Consider the following 18,923-nt stretch of genomic DNA (forward strand, 5'->3'; position numbering starts at 1 on the left):
ATGAGCGCCTACGCCACCATCAACCCCGCCACGGGGCAGCGTGTCGCCGAATACCCCCTCATCGGCGACGCCGAGGTGCAGGAGATCATCGGCCGGTCGTATACGACGTACACCACCTTCCGGTCGGTGCCGCTGTCCGAACGAACCCGCTTGCTGCAGCGCGCTGCCGACCTGTACCGGGAGCGCAGCGACGAACTCGCCGCGATCATCACGCTGGAGATGGGCAAGCCGATCGCGCAGTCCCGCGGCGAGGTCGCGCTGGTCGCGTCGATCTACGAGTACTACGCCCAGAACGCGGCGAAGTTCCTCGCAGACGAGCAGCTGGAGATCGCGGGGGGCGGCGAGGCGCTCGTGCGCACCGAGCCCATCGGCCCACTGCTGGGCGTGATGCCCTGGAACTACCCCTACTATCAGGTCGCCAGATTCGCCGCCCCGAACCTGGCGCTCGGCAACACCATCATCCTCAAACACGCCCGCAACTGCCCGCAGTCGGCGCTGGCGATCGAGAAGGTCTTCCACGACGCGGGCTTCCCGCGCGACGCGTACATCAACGCCTTCGTCGACAGCCGGCAGGTGGCGGACATCATCGCCGACCCGCGCGTGCAAGGGGTCTCCCTGACCGGGTCCGAGAAGGCCGGCTCGGCGGTCGGCGAGGTCGCCGGCCGGCACATGAAGAAGTACGTCCTCGAGCTCGGTGGCTCCGACCCGTTCATCGTCCTCGACGATGCCGACATCGACCAGGCCGTCTCGGCGGCGGTCACCGGGCGAGTCGCCAACGGCGGTCAGGCCTGCACCGCCTCGAAACGGTTCATCGTCGTGGATGCCGTCTACCAGGAGTTCCTCGGCAAGTTCACCGCCTCGATGGCCGCCATCCACGCCGCCGACCCCACCGACCCCGACACGTTCCTCGGCCCTCTGTCGTCCGAGGCCACGCTGGAGGATCTCGCGGAGCTCGTCGACGACGCGATCGCCAAGGGTGCGACCGTCGCCACCGGCGGGCACCGGCTGGACGGGCCCGGGGCGTACTACCCGCCGACGGTCCTCACCGGCGTCACGCCACAGATGCGGGCCTACAGCGAGGAGCTGTTCGGCCCCGCCGCGGTCGTCTACAGGGTGCCCTCAGCCGACAGCGCCGTGGACCTCGCGAACGCGTCCCCGTTCGGTCTTGCAGGAACGGTCTTCAGCGACGACCTGGACAAGGCCAAGAAGCTGGCGGAACGACTCGACACCGGCATGGTGTGGATCAACAGCACGAGCCGCAGCGCCCCCGACCTGCCGTTCGGCGGCGTCAAGCGCTCCGGCGTCGGCCGCGAGCTCGCGAAGTTCGGCATCAACGAGTTCGCGAACAAGAAGCTCATCCGCACCCCGCAGCTGTGAGCGCCAGCTCACGCCGCCTCGAGCGCCGTCTCAGCCTCGCACCGTCGACGGCTGAGTCCTGGCACGCAGTCTCCCGAGGCGGCCGTCGCCGGACACCAGTATCCGGCCCGCCAGCGACCGGCCCGCAACCCGCGGGTGCTCGGGATCCCCGCGTCCGGCCCGGTACAGCCGTGTCATCGAGGTAAGCCGTTCGGACAGCGCGCCGTGGTGCGACAGCGCTGGCGGTGACCGGGCCGCCGGTGCACTCCGCGTGGTCGGGTGTGTCAGATCCGGACATGGCCCGTCCGGCGTCGCGTCGGAAGGTGAGATGACCTGCATCGGGGCAGGCACTCACATCAAGGGAGATGGCATGACAACCACCCACACCGCCGAACTGGACGTCCTGGTCATCGGCGCCGGCTTCGCCGGCATCTACCAGCTGGACCGGCTCCGGGATCTCGGCTACAACGTGCAGCTCTGGGAGGCCGGCGCAGGCCCGGGCGGCATCTGGTACTGGAACTGCTACCCCGGCGCCCGCGTCGACAGCGAGGGCGCGATCTACCAGTTCGCGTACAAGGAGCTGTGGAAGAACTGGCGCTACCGCGAGCTCTTCCCCGGCTGGGCTGAGATGCGCGACTACTTCCGGTACGTCGTCGACGCCCTCGACCTGGACCGCAGCATCTCGTACAACCGCCGCGTGGTCTCCGCGGTCTTCGATGAGACCAACCACCGCTGGGTGGTGCAGGCCGAGGACGGGTCGACCGTCCGGGCGCGGTTCCTGGTGCCCTGCACCGGATTCGGCTCCAGCCCCCACTACCCCGACTACCCCGGCATCGCCGACGGCGCGTTCACGGGCGAGGCGGGCATCCACCACACCGCCCGGTGGCCGCAGGGCGACATCGACATGACGGGGCTGCGGGTCGCGGTCATCGGCACCGGCGCAAGTGGTGTGCAAGTGGCCCAGGAAGCGGCGAAGGTCGCGTCCGAGGTGTACGTGTTCCAGCGCACCCCCAACACGGCGTTCCCGATGAAGCAGAAGCAGCTGACCGATGCGGAACAAGACGAACTGCAGGTCGACATCGGGGAGCGCCTCGCACGCCGACTGACGACCTTCGCGGGATTCGACTACGACTTCATCCCGGAGAACGCCGCCGATCTCGATCCCGACACCCGCACCCAGCGTTACGAAGCACTTTGGGAGCACGGCGGATTCCGGTTCTGGCTGGCCACCTTCCAGGACATCCTCGTGGACCCAAAGGCCAACGACACCGCCTACGCCTTCTGGCGCGACAGAGTGCGGGCCCGGGTCAAGGATCCGATCGTGGCCGCCAAGCTCGCGCCCACAGAGCCGATCCATCCCTTCGGCGTCAAGCGCCCGTCGCTGGAGCAGACGTACTTCGACATCTTCAATCAAGACAACGTGCACCTGGTCGACCAGTACGAGACCCCGATCGCCGAGATCACCTCGAAGGGTGTCCGTACGAGCGACGCCGAGTACGAGGTCGACCTCGTCGTGCTCGCCACCGGCTTCGACAGCGTCACCGGCGGGCTGACGGCGATCGACATCCGCGGCGTGGGCGGCCAGAGCCTCAAGGAGAAGTGGGAAGACGGCTTCGCCAACCACCTCGGGGTGACCACGAAGGGCTTCCCCAACCTGCTGTTCGCGTACGGCCCCGGCAGCCCCGCGGCGTTCTGCAACGGCCCCACGTGCGCGGAGGCGCAGGGCGAGCGAATCGTGCAGGCCATCGAGTATGTGACCCGAGGCGGTCACAGCCGCATCGAGTCCACCGACGAGGCCGACGAACGATGGCGGCAACTGGAGGAAGACATCGTCAACGCGAGCCTCTTCCCGCAGGGCAAATCCTGGTACATGGGCGACAACATCCCCGGGAAGAAGCGTCAGATGCTCCTCTACACCGGGGGGCTGACCAGCTACCTCGGTGAATGGGAGTCCTCCGTCCAGGCCGACTACGCCGGATTCACCATCTCCTGAGCCTCGCCGGCTCACGACCACGCATCTCGAACGAAAACTGGGAAGACAACGAAATGACAAGCACCGAATCGCTGTACCTCCGCGACCTCTACGCCGAATGGTTCCAGCGGATGGCCGACATGGACGTCCCGACCGTCAAAGACCTCTTCGAGGAATGGCACCTCCCGGCCATCGAGCCCACAGGCGTCACCTACGAAGAAGTCAGCGCCGGCGGCGTTCCCGCGATCTGGGCCAACCCGGTCGACGCTGCCGCCGACCGGGTGATCGTCTACACCCACGGTGGCGGCTTCGTCGCCGGATCGTCCTACAGCCACCGCAAGCTCGCCGCGCACCTGGCCAAAGCCGCCGGGATCAGAGCGCTCGTGGTGAACTACCGCCGCGCCCCGGAGCACAAGTATCCGTCTCAGCTCGACGACACCGAGGCCGTGCACCTCTGGCTGCACCAGGAAGGGTTCGAGCCGCGACACATCGCCGCCGGCGGCGACTCGGCCGGCGGGAACCTCGCGGTCACCACGAGCCGGCGCCTCCTGACCCACGGCCACCCGCAACCGGCCGCTGCGATCGCGTTCTCCCCGTGGATCGACATGGAGCTGAATGGCGAGTCCCTGGACACCAACGACGAGACCGATGTGCTCGTCAAACGCGGAGTGCTCGAGACGATGATCGCCCTGTTCCTGGAGGGCGCGGGCAGCCCGACCGATCCCTTCGTCAACCCCCTCTACCAGGACTTCACCGGGGCGCCGCCGACCTTCATCGCCGTCAGCGGCACGGAGACGCTGTACAGCGACTCCGACCGACTCGCAGCCCACCTGCGCGGCGCAGGCGTGAACGTCGAGCTGCTAGTCGAACCGGGCCAGCAGCACGTCTATCCGAGCCTGGCAGGTCGCGCACCGGAAGCCGACACGGCAATCGCGAAAGCCGCCGCCTGGCTGCGTCCACACCTCGGGCTGTAACAGCACCAGGTCGTGCAGGGCGGCGCGCAACGCACCGCCGCCCTGCACGAGCCACAGCCATGGACGGCCCCGACGTGCTCACGCAGGGCGAGCACTTGGACGGTGGGGTCGGCGCCGTGAGGAACCCACGCGGGCTGCCAGGCCACGGTGTCAGGACGATGCTGGCCCTAGGCCTGGACGAAGCGCGTCAGGACAGAAGCCGAGGCGATGGCCGTCAGGCCAGACGCACCCTCCGCGGTAGCCCGCCACTCCCGGTACGCTTGATCGGCATCCAACGACGACCACCGCTCAAGCAGCAGAAGATGCGCGCTGTCACTGACGTCGACGAGTACGTCGACGCCTAAACACCCTGGAAACGCCCGGGTAGCCACCAAGACATCCTCGACGAACTCCCTGGCGCCGGGAACCGACTCCGGTTTGATCCGAAGATCCAGCAAAGCGACAACAGCCACGGACGTCTCCTTAGAACCGCTTGGTTTCAACCTAGACTCCGCGCGTCGCCTCGTGTGCCCAAGACAATCCGCCCCGGTGTCCTGATTCCGTAACCGGTTGAACGCGCCAACGGACAAGACGTCCTCATCCGGGCAACTACGCATTCGTATACGGGCCAGGATCGTGGTGTGGTACCGGCAGGCAATGTCGGGCCGCGAAGTGGCCTTCGCGCTGGGCGATGGTGCGATCGCCGAACGAAACCGCGCCGCAGCGCTGGAACTTCCCTCGGAGGCGGTCGTCTCTTGCAGCCCGTGCTTGAGGAGGACCCCGCACAGCCCAGGATCGACGCCGAACTGGATGCGAAGTATGCATCCTCGCCGTCGTCGATCGCGCAGATGAAGTCTCCTGGCGCCATGGCCACCACGCTGCGCGTCGTCGCAGCAGCCTGACGGGCGCGGGCCGACATGGTCAGCGGCAACGCTTTCCTGCAGGAGCGCACTGTGGACGGCCCCGACGCGCACTCGCAGCGGGCGAGCACTTGGGCGGGCTCCCCGCGCCCCACCCCCTTCCCGCGCAGACAACTGCTTGTCGGCGGCGAGTCCCCCGGACCTATGGCTGTCAACTCGGTCCGTAGCGCACACCTTCCTTGATCCGTACCGCACCTTCACAGCTGCCGGACATCGAGATCGACGCCGTACTGAAGCAGGCGCCGGTAGAGCGTGGAGCGGGACAACCCCAAGTCACGGGCAGCGGCCTTCTTCGAGCCGGTCGCGGCGAGCGCATCCAAGATCGCCATGAGCTCCGCCCGCTCCAGGCGAGTCAACGGCCGGTGCGGGATGAAGCGCCGCAACCCCACGGGGATATGCTCCACGTCCAGCGGTGAGTCACCGGGGTTGTCTCGTGTCATGGCGGAGACGATCTGTTCGAGTTCACGGATATTCCCTGGCCACAGGGCGCGTTGCAGCACGCGCACGGCGGCGTCGGTGATGTCACGCCCGGCCGCGAGGTGACGGGCCAATACCGGGATATCGCTTGCGCGCTCGCGCAGCGCCGGCACGGGGACGGTGACCACGTCCACGTCCGGGAGCAGTCCGGGGCCCCAGCCCGGCTCGGTGGCGAAGGTCAGGAACACTCGCTTACCCGACTCCACGGCATCACGCACCACCGCGGCATACGACGGCGCGGACGCGGCGCCGGGGGAATTGACATGGCGGAAGATCACGGCCTCCGAGAGGTCGGTTCGGTTCTTCAGCTCCGCCTGCAGGTGCCGCGCCTCCTCGACGGCGCAGTCGATGGTTGTCGCCTGCATTCCGGCCGCGTGCGCTCCCGCCAGCGCGAGCGCATGCTTCCCGCTGCCAGGCTCACCGACCAGCGCTGTCACGACCTGCGGCGATGCCGTCGCCGTCATCTGATAGGCGGCGAGGAAATCTTGATGCGCACCTACCAGCCCGACATCGCTCGCCGGGAGGGCGTGATCGGTGCCGTGAGGAACACGACTGGCCACGTGTCGTTCGGTCGCCGCCATCCTGAAGACGGCGCCCACGGTGTGGCCGTCGACATCGGCGTAGGACGTGCTGGTGATACCCGCATCGGCGCCGTCTGCTTCGGCCGAGCGCGCTTGAGACGTGGCCCAGAGCGCACGGTCGCGAAGACGTTTGAGATCCGAGGACCACAGCAGCTGGGCGGCGGCAGCGTTTGAGATCACGAGCCGTTCGCCGATCGCCACGACCGCCCCTCGGGTTCGAGACGTCTCCTCGAGATAGTGATCGAGCAATCGGTGCTCGCCGCGGAAGCGCTGGCGGCGCAGTTCGGCCTCGATCGCCTTCGCAAGCTGCCGCGCCAGCAGCCCCCCGGCCGCCTCGCCACCGGAATCCGCCGACGTGGTCACATCAATGACACCGACGACCCGCTTCGAGACGCCGTCCGTGATTGGCGCCCCGATGCAGCTGAACTCGACGAAACCATCGATGAAGTGCTCGTGACCACCGACCTTCACAAGCTGCCCAGTCTCGATCGGCGTGCCCAGCCCGTTGGTGCCGCAGACCTCCTCGGAGAACACGAACCCGGGCGCCATGTCGACCCGATCCAGCAGGCGCGTCAAACGCCTGTCGCCGGTCCGGCGATCGATGACCCGAGCATCACTATCCGCCAGGATCACGCTGACGTCGAGCTCTCCGAGATCCTCCATGACCGCATCCAACACGCGTCCCGCTGCCCGCATGAGCCGGGACCGCGAACCCTCGAACCCGACGAAGCGTCCGCCGGCGCTCGGCTCCACCCCCCACGCCCGGGAACGCAACCAAGACATCTGGATCTCCTGGCGCACACCAAGAGTGATGCGGCCGGACGACTCAAAGAAGTGCTCGCGCGCCCGGGCCACGCTACCTGAACTGGCATCCACGGTCACAACCCACCCAAGGGGACCCACCTTCGCAGCGCCCTCGCTGCCTCCGTCACCTCTGCCGGATGCTTGACTCTACGCCGACTGGAGGACGGAAACATGCCCGTGGCGATACCAGACCAAGACCCCACTATTGCGAATCACGCATCAACCGCCCTCTCGACCATGCCCACGATGGCCACGATCAGGGGCCCGAGGTGACGTCTGCTTCCATGACCCCATGAGTATCAATCCCTCTGTCATTTGGTATTGGAGAGAATCACCGCGTGGTGAAAGCCTGGAGTCCACTGGGCGTACATCAACGACGAGGACAACCATGCACGCGTTCGCGATCTTCCAAGACGATCACACCGTCACCGACGTGGAGCTGCCCACCCCGGCACCCACAGGCACCGAGGTGCTGCTGCGAGTGGTCCGCTCCGGGGTGTGCCACACCGACACGCACCTGCGTGAGGGCTACTACGACCTCGGCAGCCGGGGACGTCTGAATCTGATCGACCGGGGCGTGACCTACCCGCTCGTGCTCGGCCACGAAGTCGTCGGCGTGGTCGAGGCATTCGGTGATGAGGCGGACGGTGTCACTGTTGGCGATCATCGCCTCGTCTACCCGTGGATCGGCGATGGGACCTGCGACGCGTGCCGTGCCGGTCACGAGAACCTCTGCCCGTCCCCGCGCAACCTGGGGGTGGCCCGTCATGGCGGCTACGCCGAATACATCCTTGTCCCGCACCCCCGCTACCTCTTGGACGTCGCGGGACTCGACGAACGGTGGGCGGCCACGCTCGCCTGCTCCGGCCTGACCGCATACAGCGCGGCGCGCAAGGCGCTTCCGGCCACGGCATCCGACCCTATCGTGGTCATCGGGGTCGGCGGGGTCGGGCTGATGGCGATCGCGACACTGCGCGCCCTCGGCCATGAAGCCGTCATCGCCGTGGACGTGCAGGAACGAAACCTGGAACTGGCGCGACAGCTCGGGGCGACCACCACGATCTCGGCCGCCCAGGACGATCTGGGCGCCGCCCTCGTCTCCGGCGCAGGCGGCCCGGTCGCGGCGATCGTCGACTTCGTCAACAACTCTTCCACCGCTCCGGCCGCGTTCGCGGCGCTGCGCAAGGGAGGAACGATGGTGCAGGTCGGGTTGTTCGGCGGCGAGCTCGTGGTTCCCACCGCGCTGCTCACCCTGAAGATCATCACCATCCAGGGAAGCTTCGTCGGTTCCCTCGGAGAACTCGAGGAACTCGTCGAGCTGGCACGGCGCGGTGCGCTCCCGCACATCCCGATCATCGACGGTCAGTTCACAGCTTCGTCGGTTCAGGAGTCGCTGGACCGCCTCGCCGCTGGGGGCGTGCCCGGCCGTATCGTCCTCAGCGCCTGAACCGCCGCCGGCAACCGCCCGGCGAGATCCTCGTGATGCCGCACCACATGCTGCGCCTCTTGCGAGGGACGAGCAGGCCCGACGTTGCTGCGACTCTGACGACGAGCTCTCCGAGGACGGCGCGTGAGGCGGGCCCACGGTTCGCCCAGGATGCGTCCGGATCGATCACCCACCTACGCGTAGTCGAAGAAGCCGCGTCCGGTCTTGCGCCCCAGTTCCCCTGCGGCGACCTTGTCGCGGAGGATCCGCGGGGGCGCGAATCGCTCGCCCAGGGTCTCGTGAAGGTATTCCGCGATCCCCAGACGAACGTCCAGTCCCACCAGGTCTGACGTGCGCAGTGGCCCAGCGGCGTGCCGGTATCCGAGGACCATCGCCTTGTCGATGTCCTCTGCGCTCGCCACGCCCTCCTCGACCATGCGCATCGCCTCCAGCGCGATCGCCACGCCCAGTCGCGAGCTCGCGAAACCGGGCGCATCGTTGACGACGATCGGGGTCTTTCCGAGCGCGGTCACCCACTGTCCGGCTTGCCGCCGAAGGTCCGGGTCTGTCGACGGCGTCAGCACGATCTCGACAAGCGCCGAAGGGGGCACGGGATTGAAGAAGTGCAGCCCGCACAGTTGTCCTGGACGGGCAAGCTGCCCGCCGAGGCCCGTCACCGACAGCGATGACGTGTTCGTGGCCAGCCATGCGGACTCGCTCACGACCCGCTCCGCTGTCTGCAGCGCTTCGACCTTGAGACGGAAGACCTCGGGCACGGCTTCGACCACGAGGTCCGCATTCTGAAGCGCCTGGAAGTCGACACTGACGTCGATCCATCCTGTCACGGCATCCGCGTCCACCGAGGCATCCCTCTCAGCGGCCTTCCGGAGCCCATCCGCCAGCCGTGCGCGGGCCGACTGCGCCGACGCCTGGTCACGCTCGATCACTGTGACCTGCGCGCCCGCCTGGGCGAACACCTGAGCGATGCCAGCGCCCATGCGGCCGCCGCCGATCACGCCGACCGTGGGAGGAACGGTGTTCATCGGGTCTCCTGGGGGCGGTCAAGGAATCGGGTCATGAGCTGCGTCTTCGCCTCTGACTCGAAGAGGATGGCCTGCGCGAGCTCGTCGACAAGAGGGTGCGCATCCCGCGGGGCGGCGAGCACGCGCTTGGTGATGCGGATGGCCAGCGGGTCCTGCGCGGCGATGCGGTCGGCGAGAGCATCGGCTGCCGCCAGCAGCTGTTCGGGTTCGTGGACGGCAGCGACCAGGCCGCACCGTAGCGCCTCTTCGGCATTCAACCGGCGGCCGGTGAAGAGGATCTCCTTGGCCAGCGGTTCACCGACCAGTTCGGCGAGCCGCCACGTCGCCCCCGCCGCGGCGAGGATGCCGATGGCCGTCTCCGGATTGCCGAACACGACCCGGGTCGACGCGATGCGGATGTCTGCCGCGTAGGCGAGCTCGGCTCCCCCGCCGATCGCGAAGCCGTCCACCGCGGCGATCACCGGCATCGGCAGGCGCGCGATGCGGGCGAACAGCCCGGAATTGATCCCCGTCAGCGCCTCGTCGCGTCCGCGTTCGAGAAGCTGCCTGATGTCGGCCCCGGCGGCGAAGACGCCCCGCTCGGGGGTTGCGGATCCGGTGAGGATCAGAATGCGGGGTTCCCGTTCCAGACGCGCACAGACCGTGTGAAGCTCGTCGACCATCTCTTCGTTGATGGCGTTGCGCACCTCGGGGCGGTGCAGCTCGACGCGCAGTCGATCCGCACTCTCGTGGAGTATCAGGGTGGTCACTGCTCCAGGCTCCCATCGCGGATCAATACACGTCCAATACCCGATGAGCCCGCGTCCCATGCGTCAGTGATATCAATCTGCGTCGTTACGGCGTCAAGGTGCTCTGCGCGTCGAACCCGTACATCCGCAGCTTCCGGTATAGCGTGGTGCGCCCGATCCCGAGGATCTCTGCGGCCTTGGACCGGTTGCCGCCGGCTTCCCGAAGGGCGGTGTCTATCGCGCGGTACTCGGATGCGGCAAGTCCTCGCAGCTGGCGGGCACGGGTGCGCATCTCCGCGGGCAGAAGGTCCGCGTCGAGCATCGAACCGGCAGCGTGATGCGCCGCCAGCGTCGAGATCAGCCCCCGCAACTCCGGGACACCCCCGGGCCAGTCCCACCGGGCCAGTGCTTGAACGAGCGCTGGACTCAGACTCGCCGAGTGCTCTTCGGCCAGTCGTCGCGCCAGGCCGACCACGCGGTCTGGGTCATCGTGTAGCGGGGGCAGATCGACGCGGGGAACCTCGCGGCCGAGCAGATCACCGACCGCGGTCCCTGGAACGGCGTCGCAGACGCAGAACACCAATCGGGCGGAACGGATGGGATCTGCCGCAGAGATCAGCTGCTGCAAGGACAACATGTCGCTGCCACTCAGCATTTCGGCGCCGCGGATGATCACCGACATCCCGCTGCTCAGCGCCTGGGCCGCCGACCGGATCGCCCCGGTGCCACGCAGCGCGAGGGCCTCGAGGAGGATCGGGTCGCGTCGGTCGCGATCGCGCAGCCATATCTGGGCGAGAAGGGTCTTGCCACTGTCACGAGGGCCATGAATCCCGACAATGCCGGTGCGTCGTCCGAGCGCTTCCAGGTGCGCGGTAAGGCTGGAAAGCCCGGTCTGCTCAGCGCGCCCGGCCGGTGCTGCGTGATCCCCTGGCAGTTCGACGAGGTATACGCGTTCACCGCCGCGGGCGCTGATGCGGCGGGCGGTGCTCAGCTGGCCCGCGAGCATGACGGACGTGACATCGTCCTGCCAGTTGTGCGCCTGCAGCTCGTCCCACAGCGTCACGTATCGTTCCTCCGAGAGCAGGGGCAGCGCACCCGTCGATGCGAGAACACCCCCTCGGCCGACGGCCAGCACAGGATGCCGGGCGGTGCCGTCCGCGAATCGTGCCAGCAGCGCCTGCAACTCCGGCGGGACGGTGTTCAGCAGCGCACCCCGCACGTCCAGGGCGGCCTGTTTCGCGATAGCCAGCATGGTCGGGTGCGATGCGGCAGCCGGGGCGGCGAGGGCGACGGAACCGACGACGCGGTGCGAGAGCGGGTCGTAGATCGGGGCACCGGCGCAGGCCAGAGCCTGCAGCCGGTCGTTGACGTGCTCCGCTCCGCGCACGAACACCGCCGACTTCTCCTCCATCGCCGTGCCAAGTCCGTTGGTGCCCAGCGCTGACTCCGAGAAGTCGAAGCCTTCGGCGGCGGAGACCTTATCGAGGCGGCGTGCGTGACTGGGGTCACCGACGTTGCGAGCGATCACACGCCCAGACCGGTCGCTGACCAGCAGCGCCACGCGCATGTCCGTGAGCGATTCCGCCCACCGCGCGAGCACGACCTGCGCGGTGTCCCGGAGGCGCCCCGCATGCCCGGAGAAGGGGTGGTAAGCGGGTGTCGCGGTCGGATCGTACCCGCCGGGTGCGGTGAACGAGCGGCGCCAGCTGCGCTCGATCTCGGGTGGGACGTCCAGCGTGCGCGGCGCCAAGCCGTCGGCGCCGACGCCGGCCTCGAGAAGCTGCTCACGGGCCCGCCGCACGCTCGCGGCCGAGTAGGTGTCGATGGACATGACCGGAACCTCGCGTCACTGCAAGTGGTGTCTCCAGTATCCGCCCACTATTGGGACTCGCCAATACCTAGTCTGCGGTAGATTGATGCGCTTGATGCATCGGTACGCGGTGATGGGGAAGGCGGTCTCGTTCGTAGGTAATGTCGGTGTAGCCGTGTGGGACGGGGTGACCGTGGTCGTCGAGGCCGACGAAGACGATCTTCTCGATCGCGAGGATGCGGTCGCGGGTGATCATGTTCCGCACCTCGGCGCGCATGGTGAGCGAGGTGCGACCGAATGCGATGGCACGCAACCCCATCTCGATGAGGTCGCCCTGCTGCGCGGAACTGACGAAGTCGATCTCCGAGATGTACTTGGTGACCGCGCGCGGGTTGCCGAGCTGGATGATGGCATAGATCGCCGCTTCTTCGTCGATCCAGCGCAGCAGGCTGCCGCCGAACAGAGTGCCGTGTGCGTTCAGGTCCTCGGGGCGGACCCATCGGCGTGATCGGAAGGTGATGTCGTCTGACATGGAGTACTCACAAGCACAATCGTGGGCCGGGACTCGTGCCCGGCCCACGATTTCAGCCGCTCAGACCGCGACGGGCTGCCCGATGGCGAACCCTTCGAAGTCCTTCGCCTGGATCTCGGACAGGATGCCACGGTAGGCGCCCAGCCCGCCGAGGTAGAACATGACGGCGTGCTTCTTGCCGGGGATGTTGGCTCCGAAGATCCAGGAGTCCGTCTTGGGGAACAGGGTGTAGTTGGCGATCGTGGTGCAGGTTTCGGTCCAGGAGTCCTCGCCCTGCTGCGTCGCCTCGATCAGGCCGTCGGCCTGTTCGGCCTCGGAGACGAGCGTGGTGATGAACTCGACCTGCGCCTCGATGCTGGGCACCAGATTCGTGAAGGGGCCGTTGGGCCCGAGGATCATGAACATGTTGGGGAACCCGGCGGTCATGATGCCGAGGAAGCTGGCGGGCGCATCCGCCCAGTGCTCGTCGACGCTGATCCCGTCCCGGCCGCGGATGTCGATGCGGCGGTAGTTGCCGTCGACCGCGTCGAACCCGGTAGCCAGCACCAGCACGTCCAATTCGTGTTCCACCCCGTCGGCGGTCTTGACGCCTCGCGGGGTGATCTCGATGATCGGGTTCTCCTTGATCGAGACCAGCTTCACGTTGTCACGGTTGTACACCTCGTAGTACTCGTGGTTGCACAGTGGACGCTTCGCGTACGGCTGCGTCGGGGTGAGCAGTCGCGCCGTCTCGGGGTCTTTGACGGTCTCGGCGATCTTGCGGCGGATGAACGCCGCAGCCGCCTCGTTCGCCTCGGGATCGACGGCGATGTCGTTGAACGTGCCGAACATGAAGTAGAAGCCGTTGCCGCGGTCCCAGGCCGCCTGGAACACCCGCTCGCGCTCGGCTTCGTCGACATCGGCGGCCGCGACAGTGGATTCCTCGAACCCGAACGCGACGCCGGAGTTGCGCACCTGGTCCCAGATCTCCGGGAAGCGGGCCTTGTAGTCCTCCACCTCACCCGGGCCGACTGGTCCGTTGCCGGAGGGGACGCTGTACTGCGCGGAGCGCTGGAACACGGTCAGTTGGGCCACCTGCGGCGCGGCGGCGACGATGAACTGGGTTCCGGTCGAGCCGGTCCCGATCACGCCGACCCGCTTGCCCTCGATGGACAGGTCGTCCGGCCATTCGGCAGTGTGCACGAGGCGGCCCTCGAAGGAGCCGATGCCGGGGATGTCGGGAATGTTGGTGGCTGCGAGCAGCCCCAGCGCCGTCACCACGTAGCGGGCGGTGAAGGTCTCGCCGGTGGACGTGCCGGCTGTCCAGGTGTTCGTCGCCTCGTCGAAGACGAGGGAGGTGACCTCGGTGTTGAGCTGGAAGTCCTTGCGCAGGTCGTACCGGTCGACGACGGTCTCGAGGTAGCGGAGGATGTCGGGCTGGTCGATGTACTTGCGCTGCCAGTCCCACTCCTGCAGGAACTCGTCGTCGAACGAGTAACGGTAGAAGGGGCTTTCCGTGTCGGACATCGCGCCCGGGTACCGGTTCCAGTACCACGTGCCGCCGATGCCGGCGCCCTTCTCGAAGCCACGTACCCGCAGGCCGAGCTTTTCGCGCAGCGTGTACAGCTGGTAGATGCCGCCGAACCCGGCGCCGACGACGATCGCGTCGAAGTCCGTGGCGTGTGTGGATGTCATGGGATACAACTCCTTCGTTGGATGGTGGTCGGTGTGCGCGGTGTCAGCGGCGGAGCCACTCGCCGATGGCCTTCAGCTCCGCATCCACCTCGGAGTCACGTCCGGCCAGGAACGGGTAGACGTGCTGCTGCCCCTCGGCGATGTTCACGGTGACATCGACACCGGCTGCCGATGCCCGCTCCGCGACGCGGGTGGCGTTGTCGACGAGGGACTCGACCGAACCGGCGTTGAGATACAGCGGGGGGAACCCCGTGAAGTCGGCATACAGCGGATTCGCGAGCGGCGCCGAGGGACTCGTGGACTCTCCCAGCACGCCGGCGATCATGCCCTCCAGCAACGGGACGGTGATCAGCGCGTCGGTGTCGTCGTTGGTGACCAGCGTCGCGCCGCTGTTCTCCATGTCCAGCCACGGGGAGAACGCGATGACGTGCCCCGGCTGCGGCAGGCCCCTCTCCTTCAGCGCCAGCGGGATGGCGATGGCGAGGTTGCCGCCCGCGGAGTCGCCGATGGTGGTAATGTCCTCCGGGCGGATCCCCCGCTCCCGCAGACCCTCGAAGGCGGCGACCCCGTCTTCGACCTGGGCCGGGTGCGGGTGCTCCGGCGCGCGGCGGTAGTCCAGCACGAACGCCGTGACGCCCGCGGCCTTCGCGACGTGGGCAGCGAGTTTGCGGTGGCTGGCCGCGGACCCGACCGCGAACCCGCCGCCGTGAGTGAAGAGGAGAACCTTGGACCGGTCGGCGCCGGCCGGGAACGCCCAGATGCCGGGCACGCCGCCCACGACCTCCTCTTTATACGTGACGTCTTCCGGTTCGACAGTCGGCTGGTGCCACTCGTCGAAGATGCTGCGGAATAGGCGCATGTCCAGCTCGTGACTGGTCATGAGCCCGGACCAGTCCAGGTACAGGTCACGCAGCGCGCTCGGGATGACAGCGGTGGGGGTGGCGGACGAGGGCATCGGAGAACTCCTTCGTTGTGATGCGCCCGGCATCGCCCGAACGGTGAGGCGAGCCGAGTAGGGTCACCACCTACCTTCGGCGACGATCCGAGGAACGCCGTGTGCCGATATGGAACAGTGCGTCGTGGCCTCACGCCTGGGAGCGCGAGACACGGTGCGACCGCAGGATGCCGCGCTGAAGTGAGTGGTCAGCGGCGGGCGGCAGGGCCGCCATTCCCCTCCTCGGGGCCGGCGATCCTCGCGATCCACCGGGTCATTTGCCGCAACGGTATGGCGGACACGTTTACAACGCCGTTCCGTGCGAGGGCGGACGCGTCAGCGTCCCGAGGTCAGCGCCCCATGATCTCGGTCGCGATGATCTCGGCCTGGGCGTCGTGGTTCCGTGGGGCGGTTCAGGTGAGGCTGGCGCCGCCGTCGACGGGAAGGGTCACGCCGGTGACGTATTCGTTGGTCATGAGGAAGTGGATGGCGTGAGCGATCTCTTCCGCTCGGCCGATGCGGCGCAGCGGAATCCTCGCCGATCGCTCGGCGATCGCCCGCTCCCGGTCTTCGTTGGATCTGGCGAACAGGGGCGTGTCGATGGTTCCTGGACGCACGACATTGACGCGGATGGGGGCGAGCTCGAGCGCCATGGCACGGCTGAACACTTCGGAGCCGCCGGCGGCGGCGCTGAAGACCGCTCCGCCGGGGCGCGGACGATCGACCCCGGTGCCGGTGCAGAACGTCAGCGATCCGGTCGTCATCCGCGGCGCGGCGTATTTGCACACGTAGACCGGCCCCCAGAACCGGGTGTCCACGGGGCTGCGCAGCGCGGCGATGTCCGTGGTGAGCAGAGCACCGAAGGCGAAGGTCCCCGCGAGGTTGACGACGTGATCCACCGACTCCAACGAGTCGAACAGCGCGCGCACCGCGTCCTCATCGGCGATGTCGAGGGCGACGGTGCGGATGTCACCGCCGATCTCGTCCCGGGCAGCGGTCAGGCGGTCCGGACTCCGCCCGGCGATGGTGACCTGCGCGCCGGCGTCGTGGGCGATCTTGGCGGTGGCGAGCCCGATTCCCGAGCTACCGCCGATGATCACGACTGCAGCGTTCTCGAGCGATGTCGTCACGATTTCTCCGTTCGAAGGGGCTGGGAGGCTGCAGCGCAACCCCCGGGGCAGCAGGGTGCCGGTTACGCGGACCGTGCTCGCCGTTCGCGGGCGACGGCCTCACGGACTGCGGGGATCACGTCGTTCGCGATGGCGTCGTACTGGCTGGTGTCATCGCCGGCGACGACGAATCCCGAGAATCCGAAGCCGAGCGCGAGCGTGACGAGCTGATCGATCCACTGCTCGGCCGGGCCGTGCAGCAGTCCGCGTGTCGGGGTCGCCTGGAGCTGGCCGACGACGTTGGCGAGCCTTCGCACCTCTCGTGGATCGCGGCCTGCGGCCTGCGCCGCGTCATCGATGCGGCGATGGGCATCGTCGATCTCGGGAGCGGTCATCCTGCCGAGGCTGAGCAGCCACCCGTCGGCGAGGCCGCCGACGAGCTCGAGCATGCGGGGTTTGAACGCGCCGACCCAGATCGAGACCTGGTGCGCCGGGGCCGGGCCCGGCCGGGCACCCGCGACGCGATAGTGCGTGCCGTCGAAGCGAACGCTCCCCGTCCCGTGCTGGCCCCAGAGCGCCCGGATGATCGGGATCGCCTCGCGGAGGGCGTCGACGGCCTGACCGGGGGTGAGCCGGGGTGCGCCGTACGCCTCGATCGCGTCCCAGAACGCACCGGCGCCCAGGCCGAGCTCGACCCTCCCGCCGCTGAGCCGGTCGATCGTCGCGATCTGCTTGGCGAGCATCGCGGGGGGACGCAGTGGAAGGTTCAGCACGTTGCCGGCGAATCGGACGTGCTCCGTTCGCGCTGCGAGATGCCCGATGAGAGTGACGGTGTCGAGGAATCCGGAGTTGTACGGATGGTCCTGGAGCGTCACGAGGTCCAAGCCCACCCGATCGGCCTCGCGAGCGGCGTGCTCCAGTTGGGGCAGCGCCGAGGCGGCCGGGGTGATGAAAGACCCGAAGATGAGGTCGTGGTCGTAGTCCATGGTTCTCCCGTCGAATCGGCGACACCTAATCGCCCTGCGGAGGCAGGGCTGCGACGAGCGGGTGGTCGAAGGGGAGAACACCGGTGCGCGCGGCGCCGCCGGGTACACCGATCTCGTGGAAGAACTCGACGTTCGCCGCGTAATAGTCCTGCCATTCGTCGGGCAGGTCGTCCTCGTAGAAGATCGCCTCGACCGGGCACACCGGCTCGCACGCCCCGCAGTCCACGCACTCGTCGGGGTTGATGTAGAGCATGCGCTCACCCTCGTAGATGCAGTCGACCGGGCACTCGGCAATGCAAGTGCGGTCCTTCACATCCACGCACGGCAGGGCGATCACATAGGTCACGGGCACCCCCTCTCTCAACGACGATGGCACTACGGCAACGCTAAAATCTCAAGTGAACTTGAGGTCAAATCGATGAGGAGGCACCATGCCACCCGCCCCGGAACCGGACGAGCTGCTGACGATCGGCGAGATGAGCCGCCGCACCGGGGTCGCCGTCTCGGCCCTCCGGTACTACGAGGAGCTGGGCTTGATCGCCTCGGAACGCACCTTCGGCAACCAGCGCCGCTATCCCCGGCACATGCTGCGCCGCGTGTCGCTGATCTCCGTCGCCAAGCGCCTGGGCATCCCGCTCACCGACGTGCAGGAGGCGTTCTCGTCGGTCCCGCTCGACCGCACACCGAGCCACGAGGACTGGCAGCGCTCCTCCCGCGCATGGAAGCGGCAGCTCGAAGAGCGTCGCCGCAGCATCGAAAGGCTGGAGCACGAACTCACCGGGTGCATCGGCTGCGGATGCCTCTCGATGAAGGCCTGCGCGCTCCTCAACCCCGGCGACGCCCTCGCAGCAACCGGGGCGGGGCCGAGGCGGCTGGAGGACCTTCCGGGCGACTGAGGGCCGATGGCGCCGTCGCGCAGGCCGCGTTTGACCTCAAGTCCGCTTGAGGTTCTAGCGTGAAGGCATACGCCCCGAAAGGACCCCGGATGAGCACGTACACGCTGCCCGAGCTGCCCTATGACTACTCGGCCCTCGAACCGCACATCTCCGCGACGATCATGGAGCTGCATCACGACAAGCATCACCAGGCATACGTCACCGGGGCGAACGCGGCGCTGGATCAGCTCGAGGAAGCCCGTGCCGCGGGAAGCTTCGCGAATGTCAACAAGCTCGAGAAGGACCTCGCCTTCAACCTCGGCGGGCATCTGAACCACAGTGTGTTCTGGCAGAACCTCTCTCCCGACGGCGGCGGCGAGCCCGAAGGCGAGCTCGCCGCCGCGATCGCCGACCATTTCGGCTCCTTCGACGCGTTCAAAGCCCACTTCACCGCGACCGCGCTCGGCGTGCAGGGCTCAGGCTGGGCCGTGCTCGCGTGGGACGCGCTCGGAGCGAAGCCGGTCGTGTTCCAGCTGTTCGACCAGCAAGGCAACGCGCCCCTCGGCGTCACCCCCCTGCTCCAGCTCGACGTCTGGGAACACGCCTACTACCTGGACTACAAGAACGTCCGCGCCGACTACGTCACGGCGTTCTGGAACATCGCCAACTGGCAAGACGTCGCGCAGCGCCTCGCCGCCGTCACCGCCTGAGCACCCTCATCATCCGGCCACACAGGCCCGCAC

Annotated in this window: 18 protein-coding genes; 7 read left to right on the forward strand and 11 right to left on the reverse strand. The window is 67.7% G+C overall.

Features of this window, described 5'->3' with window-relative positions; genetic code table 11:
• From EI169_RS08390 to EI169_RS08400, 3 genes are all read left to right on the forward strand, one after another.
• On the forward strand, positions 1 to 1,377 hold the full coding sequence (locus tag EI169_RS08390; RefSeq protein WP_125131923.1) for an NAD-dependent succinate-semialdehyde dehydrogenase: 1,377 nt from the start codon (positions 1 to 3) through the stop codon (positions 1,375 to 1,377).
• 349 nt (positions 1,378 to 1,726) lie between these two features.
• Positions 1,727 to 3,349, forward strand: coding sequence for an NAD(P)/FAD-dependent oxidoreductase (locus tag EI169_RS08395; protein WP_125131924.1), 1,623 nt, complete (start codon positions 1,727 to 1,729; stop codon positions 3,347 to 3,349).
• 110 nt (positions 3,350 to 3,459) lie between these two features.
• Positions 3,460 to 4,302, forward strand: coding sequence for an alpha/beta hydrolase (locus EI169_RS08400; RefSeq protein WP_240640371.1), 843 nt, complete (start codon positions 3,460 to 3,462; stop codon positions 4,300 to 4,302).
• Positions 4,303 to 4,469: 167 nt separating this feature from the next.
• On the opposite strand, the gene EI169_RS08405 is transcribed toward EI169_RS08400, so the two are convergent.
• Positions 4,470 to 4,754 carry an antibiotic biosynthesis monooxygenase family protein gene (locus EI169_RS08405; protein ID WP_164515466.1) on the reverse strand — a complete coding sequence of 95 codons (285 nt, stop codon included), beginning with the start codon at positions 4,752 to 4,754 and terminating at the stop codon, positions 4,470 to 4,472.
• 291 nt (positions 4,755 to 5,045) lie between these two features.
• On the opposite strand from EI169_RS08405, the gene EI169_RS16575 reads away from it, so the two are divergent.
• Positions 5,046 to 5,183, forward strand: coding sequence for a hypothetical protein (locus EI169_RS16575; protein ID WP_164515467.1), 138 nt, complete (start codon positions 5,046 to 5,048; stop codon positions 5,181 to 5,183).
• Between the two features lie 215 nt (positions 5,184 to 5,398).
• On the opposite strand, the gene EI169_RS08410 is transcribed toward EI169_RS16575, so the two are convergent.
• A complete protein-coding gene (locus EI169_RS08410; RefSeq protein WP_125131926.1) occupies positions 5,399 to 7,141 on the reverse strand; it encodes a helix-turn-helix domain-containing protein in 1,743 nt (580 codons plus the stop codon).
• Between the two features lie 310 nt (positions 7,142 to 7,451).
• Here EI169_RS08410 and EI169_RS08415 point away from each other — a divergent pair, with 310 nt between their 5' ends.
• Entirely contained in the window at positions 7,452 to 8,510 is a 1,059-nt protein-coding gene (locus EI169_RS08415; protein WP_125131927.1) for an alcohol dehydrogenase, read from the forward strand.
• A gap of 173 nt (positions 8,511 to 8,683) precedes the next feature.
• Here EI169_RS08415 and EI169_RS08420 read toward each other — a convergent pair whose 3' ends face one another.
• From EI169_RS08420 to fdxA, 9 genes are all read right to left on the reverse strand, one after another.
• A complete protein-coding gene (locus EI169_RS08420) occupies positions 8,684 to 9,532 on the reverse strand; it encodes a 3-hydroxyacyl-CoA dehydrogenase family protein (RefSeq protein WP_125131928.1) in 849 nt (282 codons plus the stop codon).
• On the reverse strand, positions 9,529 to 10,281 hold the full coding sequence (locus tag EI169_RS08425) for an enoyl-CoA hydratase/isomerase family protein (RefSeq protein ID WP_125133389.1): 753 nt from the start codon (positions 10,279 to 10,281) through the stop codon (positions 9,529 to 9,531). The genes EI169_RS08420 and EI169_RS08425 overlap by 4 nt, the downstream gene beginning before the upstream one ends.
• A gap of 85 nt (positions 10,282 to 10,366) precedes the next feature.
• Entirely contained in the window at positions 10,367 to 12,091 is a 1,725-nt protein-coding gene (locus EI169_RS08430; RefSeq protein WP_125131929.1) for a helix-turn-helix domain-containing protein, read from the reverse strand.
• A gap of 67 nt (positions 12,092 to 12,158) precedes the next feature.
• On the reverse strand, positions 12,159 to 12,602 hold the full coding sequence (locus EI169_RS08435; RefSeq protein WP_125131930.1) for a hotdog domain-containing protein: 444 nt from the start codon (positions 12,600 to 12,602) through the stop codon (positions 12,159 to 12,161).
• 60 nt (positions 12,603 to 12,662) lie between these two features.
• Positions 12,663 to 14,276: an NAD(P)/FAD-dependent oxidoreductase gene (locus EI169_RS08440; protein ID WP_125131931.1), complete on the reverse strand. Its 1,614-nt coding sequence runs from the start codon at positions 14,274 to 14,276 to the stop codon at positions 12,663 to 12,665.
• A gap of 43 nt (positions 14,277 to 14,319) precedes the next feature.
• On the reverse strand, positions 14,320 to 15,231 hold the full coding sequence (locus EI169_RS08445; RefSeq protein WP_125131932.1) for an alpha/beta hydrolase: 912 nt from the start codon (positions 15,229 to 15,231) through the stop codon (positions 14,320 to 14,322).
• A 392-nt stretch (positions 15,232 to 15,623) separates the two neighbouring features.
• Positions 15,624 to 16,340 carry an SDR family oxidoreductase gene (locus EI169_RS08450; RefSeq protein ID WP_164515469.1) on the reverse strand — a complete coding sequence of 239 codons (717 nt, stop codon included), beginning with the start codon at positions 16,338 to 16,340 and terminating at the stop codon, positions 15,624 to 15,626.
• A gap of 62 nt (positions 16,341 to 16,402) precedes the next feature.
• Positions 16,403 to 17,305, reverse strand: coding sequence for an LLM class flavin-dependent oxidoreductase (locus EI169_RS08455; protein ID WP_125131934.1), 903 nt, complete (start codon positions 17,303 to 17,305; stop codon positions 16,403 to 16,405).
• Positions 17,306 to 17,330: 25 nt separating this feature from the next.
• A complete protein-coding gene (gene fdxA, locus EI169_RS08460; protein ID WP_125131935.1) occupies positions 17,331 to 17,651 on the reverse strand; it encodes a ferredoxin in 321 nt (106 codons plus the stop codon).
• Between the two features lie 85 nt (positions 17,652 to 17,736).
• Here fdxA and soxR point away from each other — a divergent pair, with 85 nt between their 5' ends.
• Both soxR and EI169_RS08470 read left to right on the forward strand, forming a co-directional pair.
• Positions 17,737 to 18,201, forward strand: a complete 465-nt coding sequence (gene soxR / locus EI169_RS08465) for a redox-sensitive transcriptional activator SoxR (protein ID WP_125131936.1) — start codon at positions 17,737 to 17,739, stop codon at positions 18,199 to 18,201.
• An 89-nt stretch (positions 18,202 to 18,290) separates the two neighbouring features.
• The gene (locus EI169_RS08470) at positions 18,291 to 18,890 is read left to right on the forward strand and encodes a superoxide dismutase (protein WP_125131937.1); all 600 of its coding nucleotides are present in this window, start codon (positions 18,291 to 18,293) and stop codon (positions 18,888 to 18,890) included.
• The last annotated feature ends 33 nt before the right edge of the window (positions 18,891 to 18,923 follow it).

Source organism: Microbacterium sp. 10M-3C3 (assembly GCF_003931875.1).
Classification (GTDB): Bacteria; Actinomycetota; Actinomycetes; order Actinomycetales; family Microbacteriaceae; genus Microbacterium.

Bases quoted from the DNA above. Each gene is read 5' to 3' on its own strand.
- EI169_RS08390 (WP_125131923.1), top strand. From the start codon at position 1: ATGAGCGCCTACGCCACCATCAACCCCGCCACGGGGCAGCGTGTCGCC.
- EI169_RS08395 (WP_125131924.1), top strand. From the start codon at position 1,727: ATGACAACCACCCACACCGCCGAACTGGACGTCCTGGTCATCGGCGCC.
- EI169_RS08400 (WP_240640371.1), top strand. From the start codon at position 3,460: ATGGCCGACATGGACGTCCCGACCGTCAAAGACCTCTTCGAGGAATGG.
- EI169_RS08415 (WP_125131927.1), top strand. From the start codon at position 7,452: ATGCACGCGTTCGCGATCTTCCAAGACGATCACACCGTCACCGACGTG.
- EI169_RS08420 (WP_125131928.1), bottom strand. From the start codon at position 9,532: ATGAACACCGTTCCTCCCACGGTCGGCGTGATCGGCGGCGGCCGCATG.
- EI169_RS08430 (WP_125131929.1), bottom strand. From the start codon at position 12,091: ATGTCCATCGACACCTACTCGGCCGCGAGCGTGCGGCGGGCCCGTGAG.
- EI169_RS08435 (WP_125131930.1), bottom strand. From the start codon at position 12,602: ATGTCAGACGACATCACCTTCCGATCACGCCGATGGGTCCGCCCCGAG.
- EI169_RS08440 (WP_125131931.1), bottom strand. From the start codon at position 14,276: ATGACATCCACACACGCCACGGACTTCGACGCGATCGTCGTCGGCGCC.
- EI169_RS08445 (WP_125131932.1), bottom strand. From the start codon at position 15,231: ATGCCCTCGTCCGCCACCCCCACCGCTGTCATCCCGAGCGCGCTGCGT.
- EI169_RS08455 (WP_125131934.1), bottom strand. From the start codon at position 17,305: ATGGACTACGACCACGACCTCATCTTCGGGTCTTTCATCACCCCGGCC.
- soxR (WP_125131936.1), top strand. From the start codon at position 17,737: ATGCCACCCGCCCCGGAACCGGACGAGCTGCTGACGATCGGCGAGATG.
- EI169_RS08470 (WP_125131937.1), top strand. From the start codon at position 18,291: ATGAGCACGTACACGCTGCCCGAGCTGCCCTATGACTACTCGGCCCTC.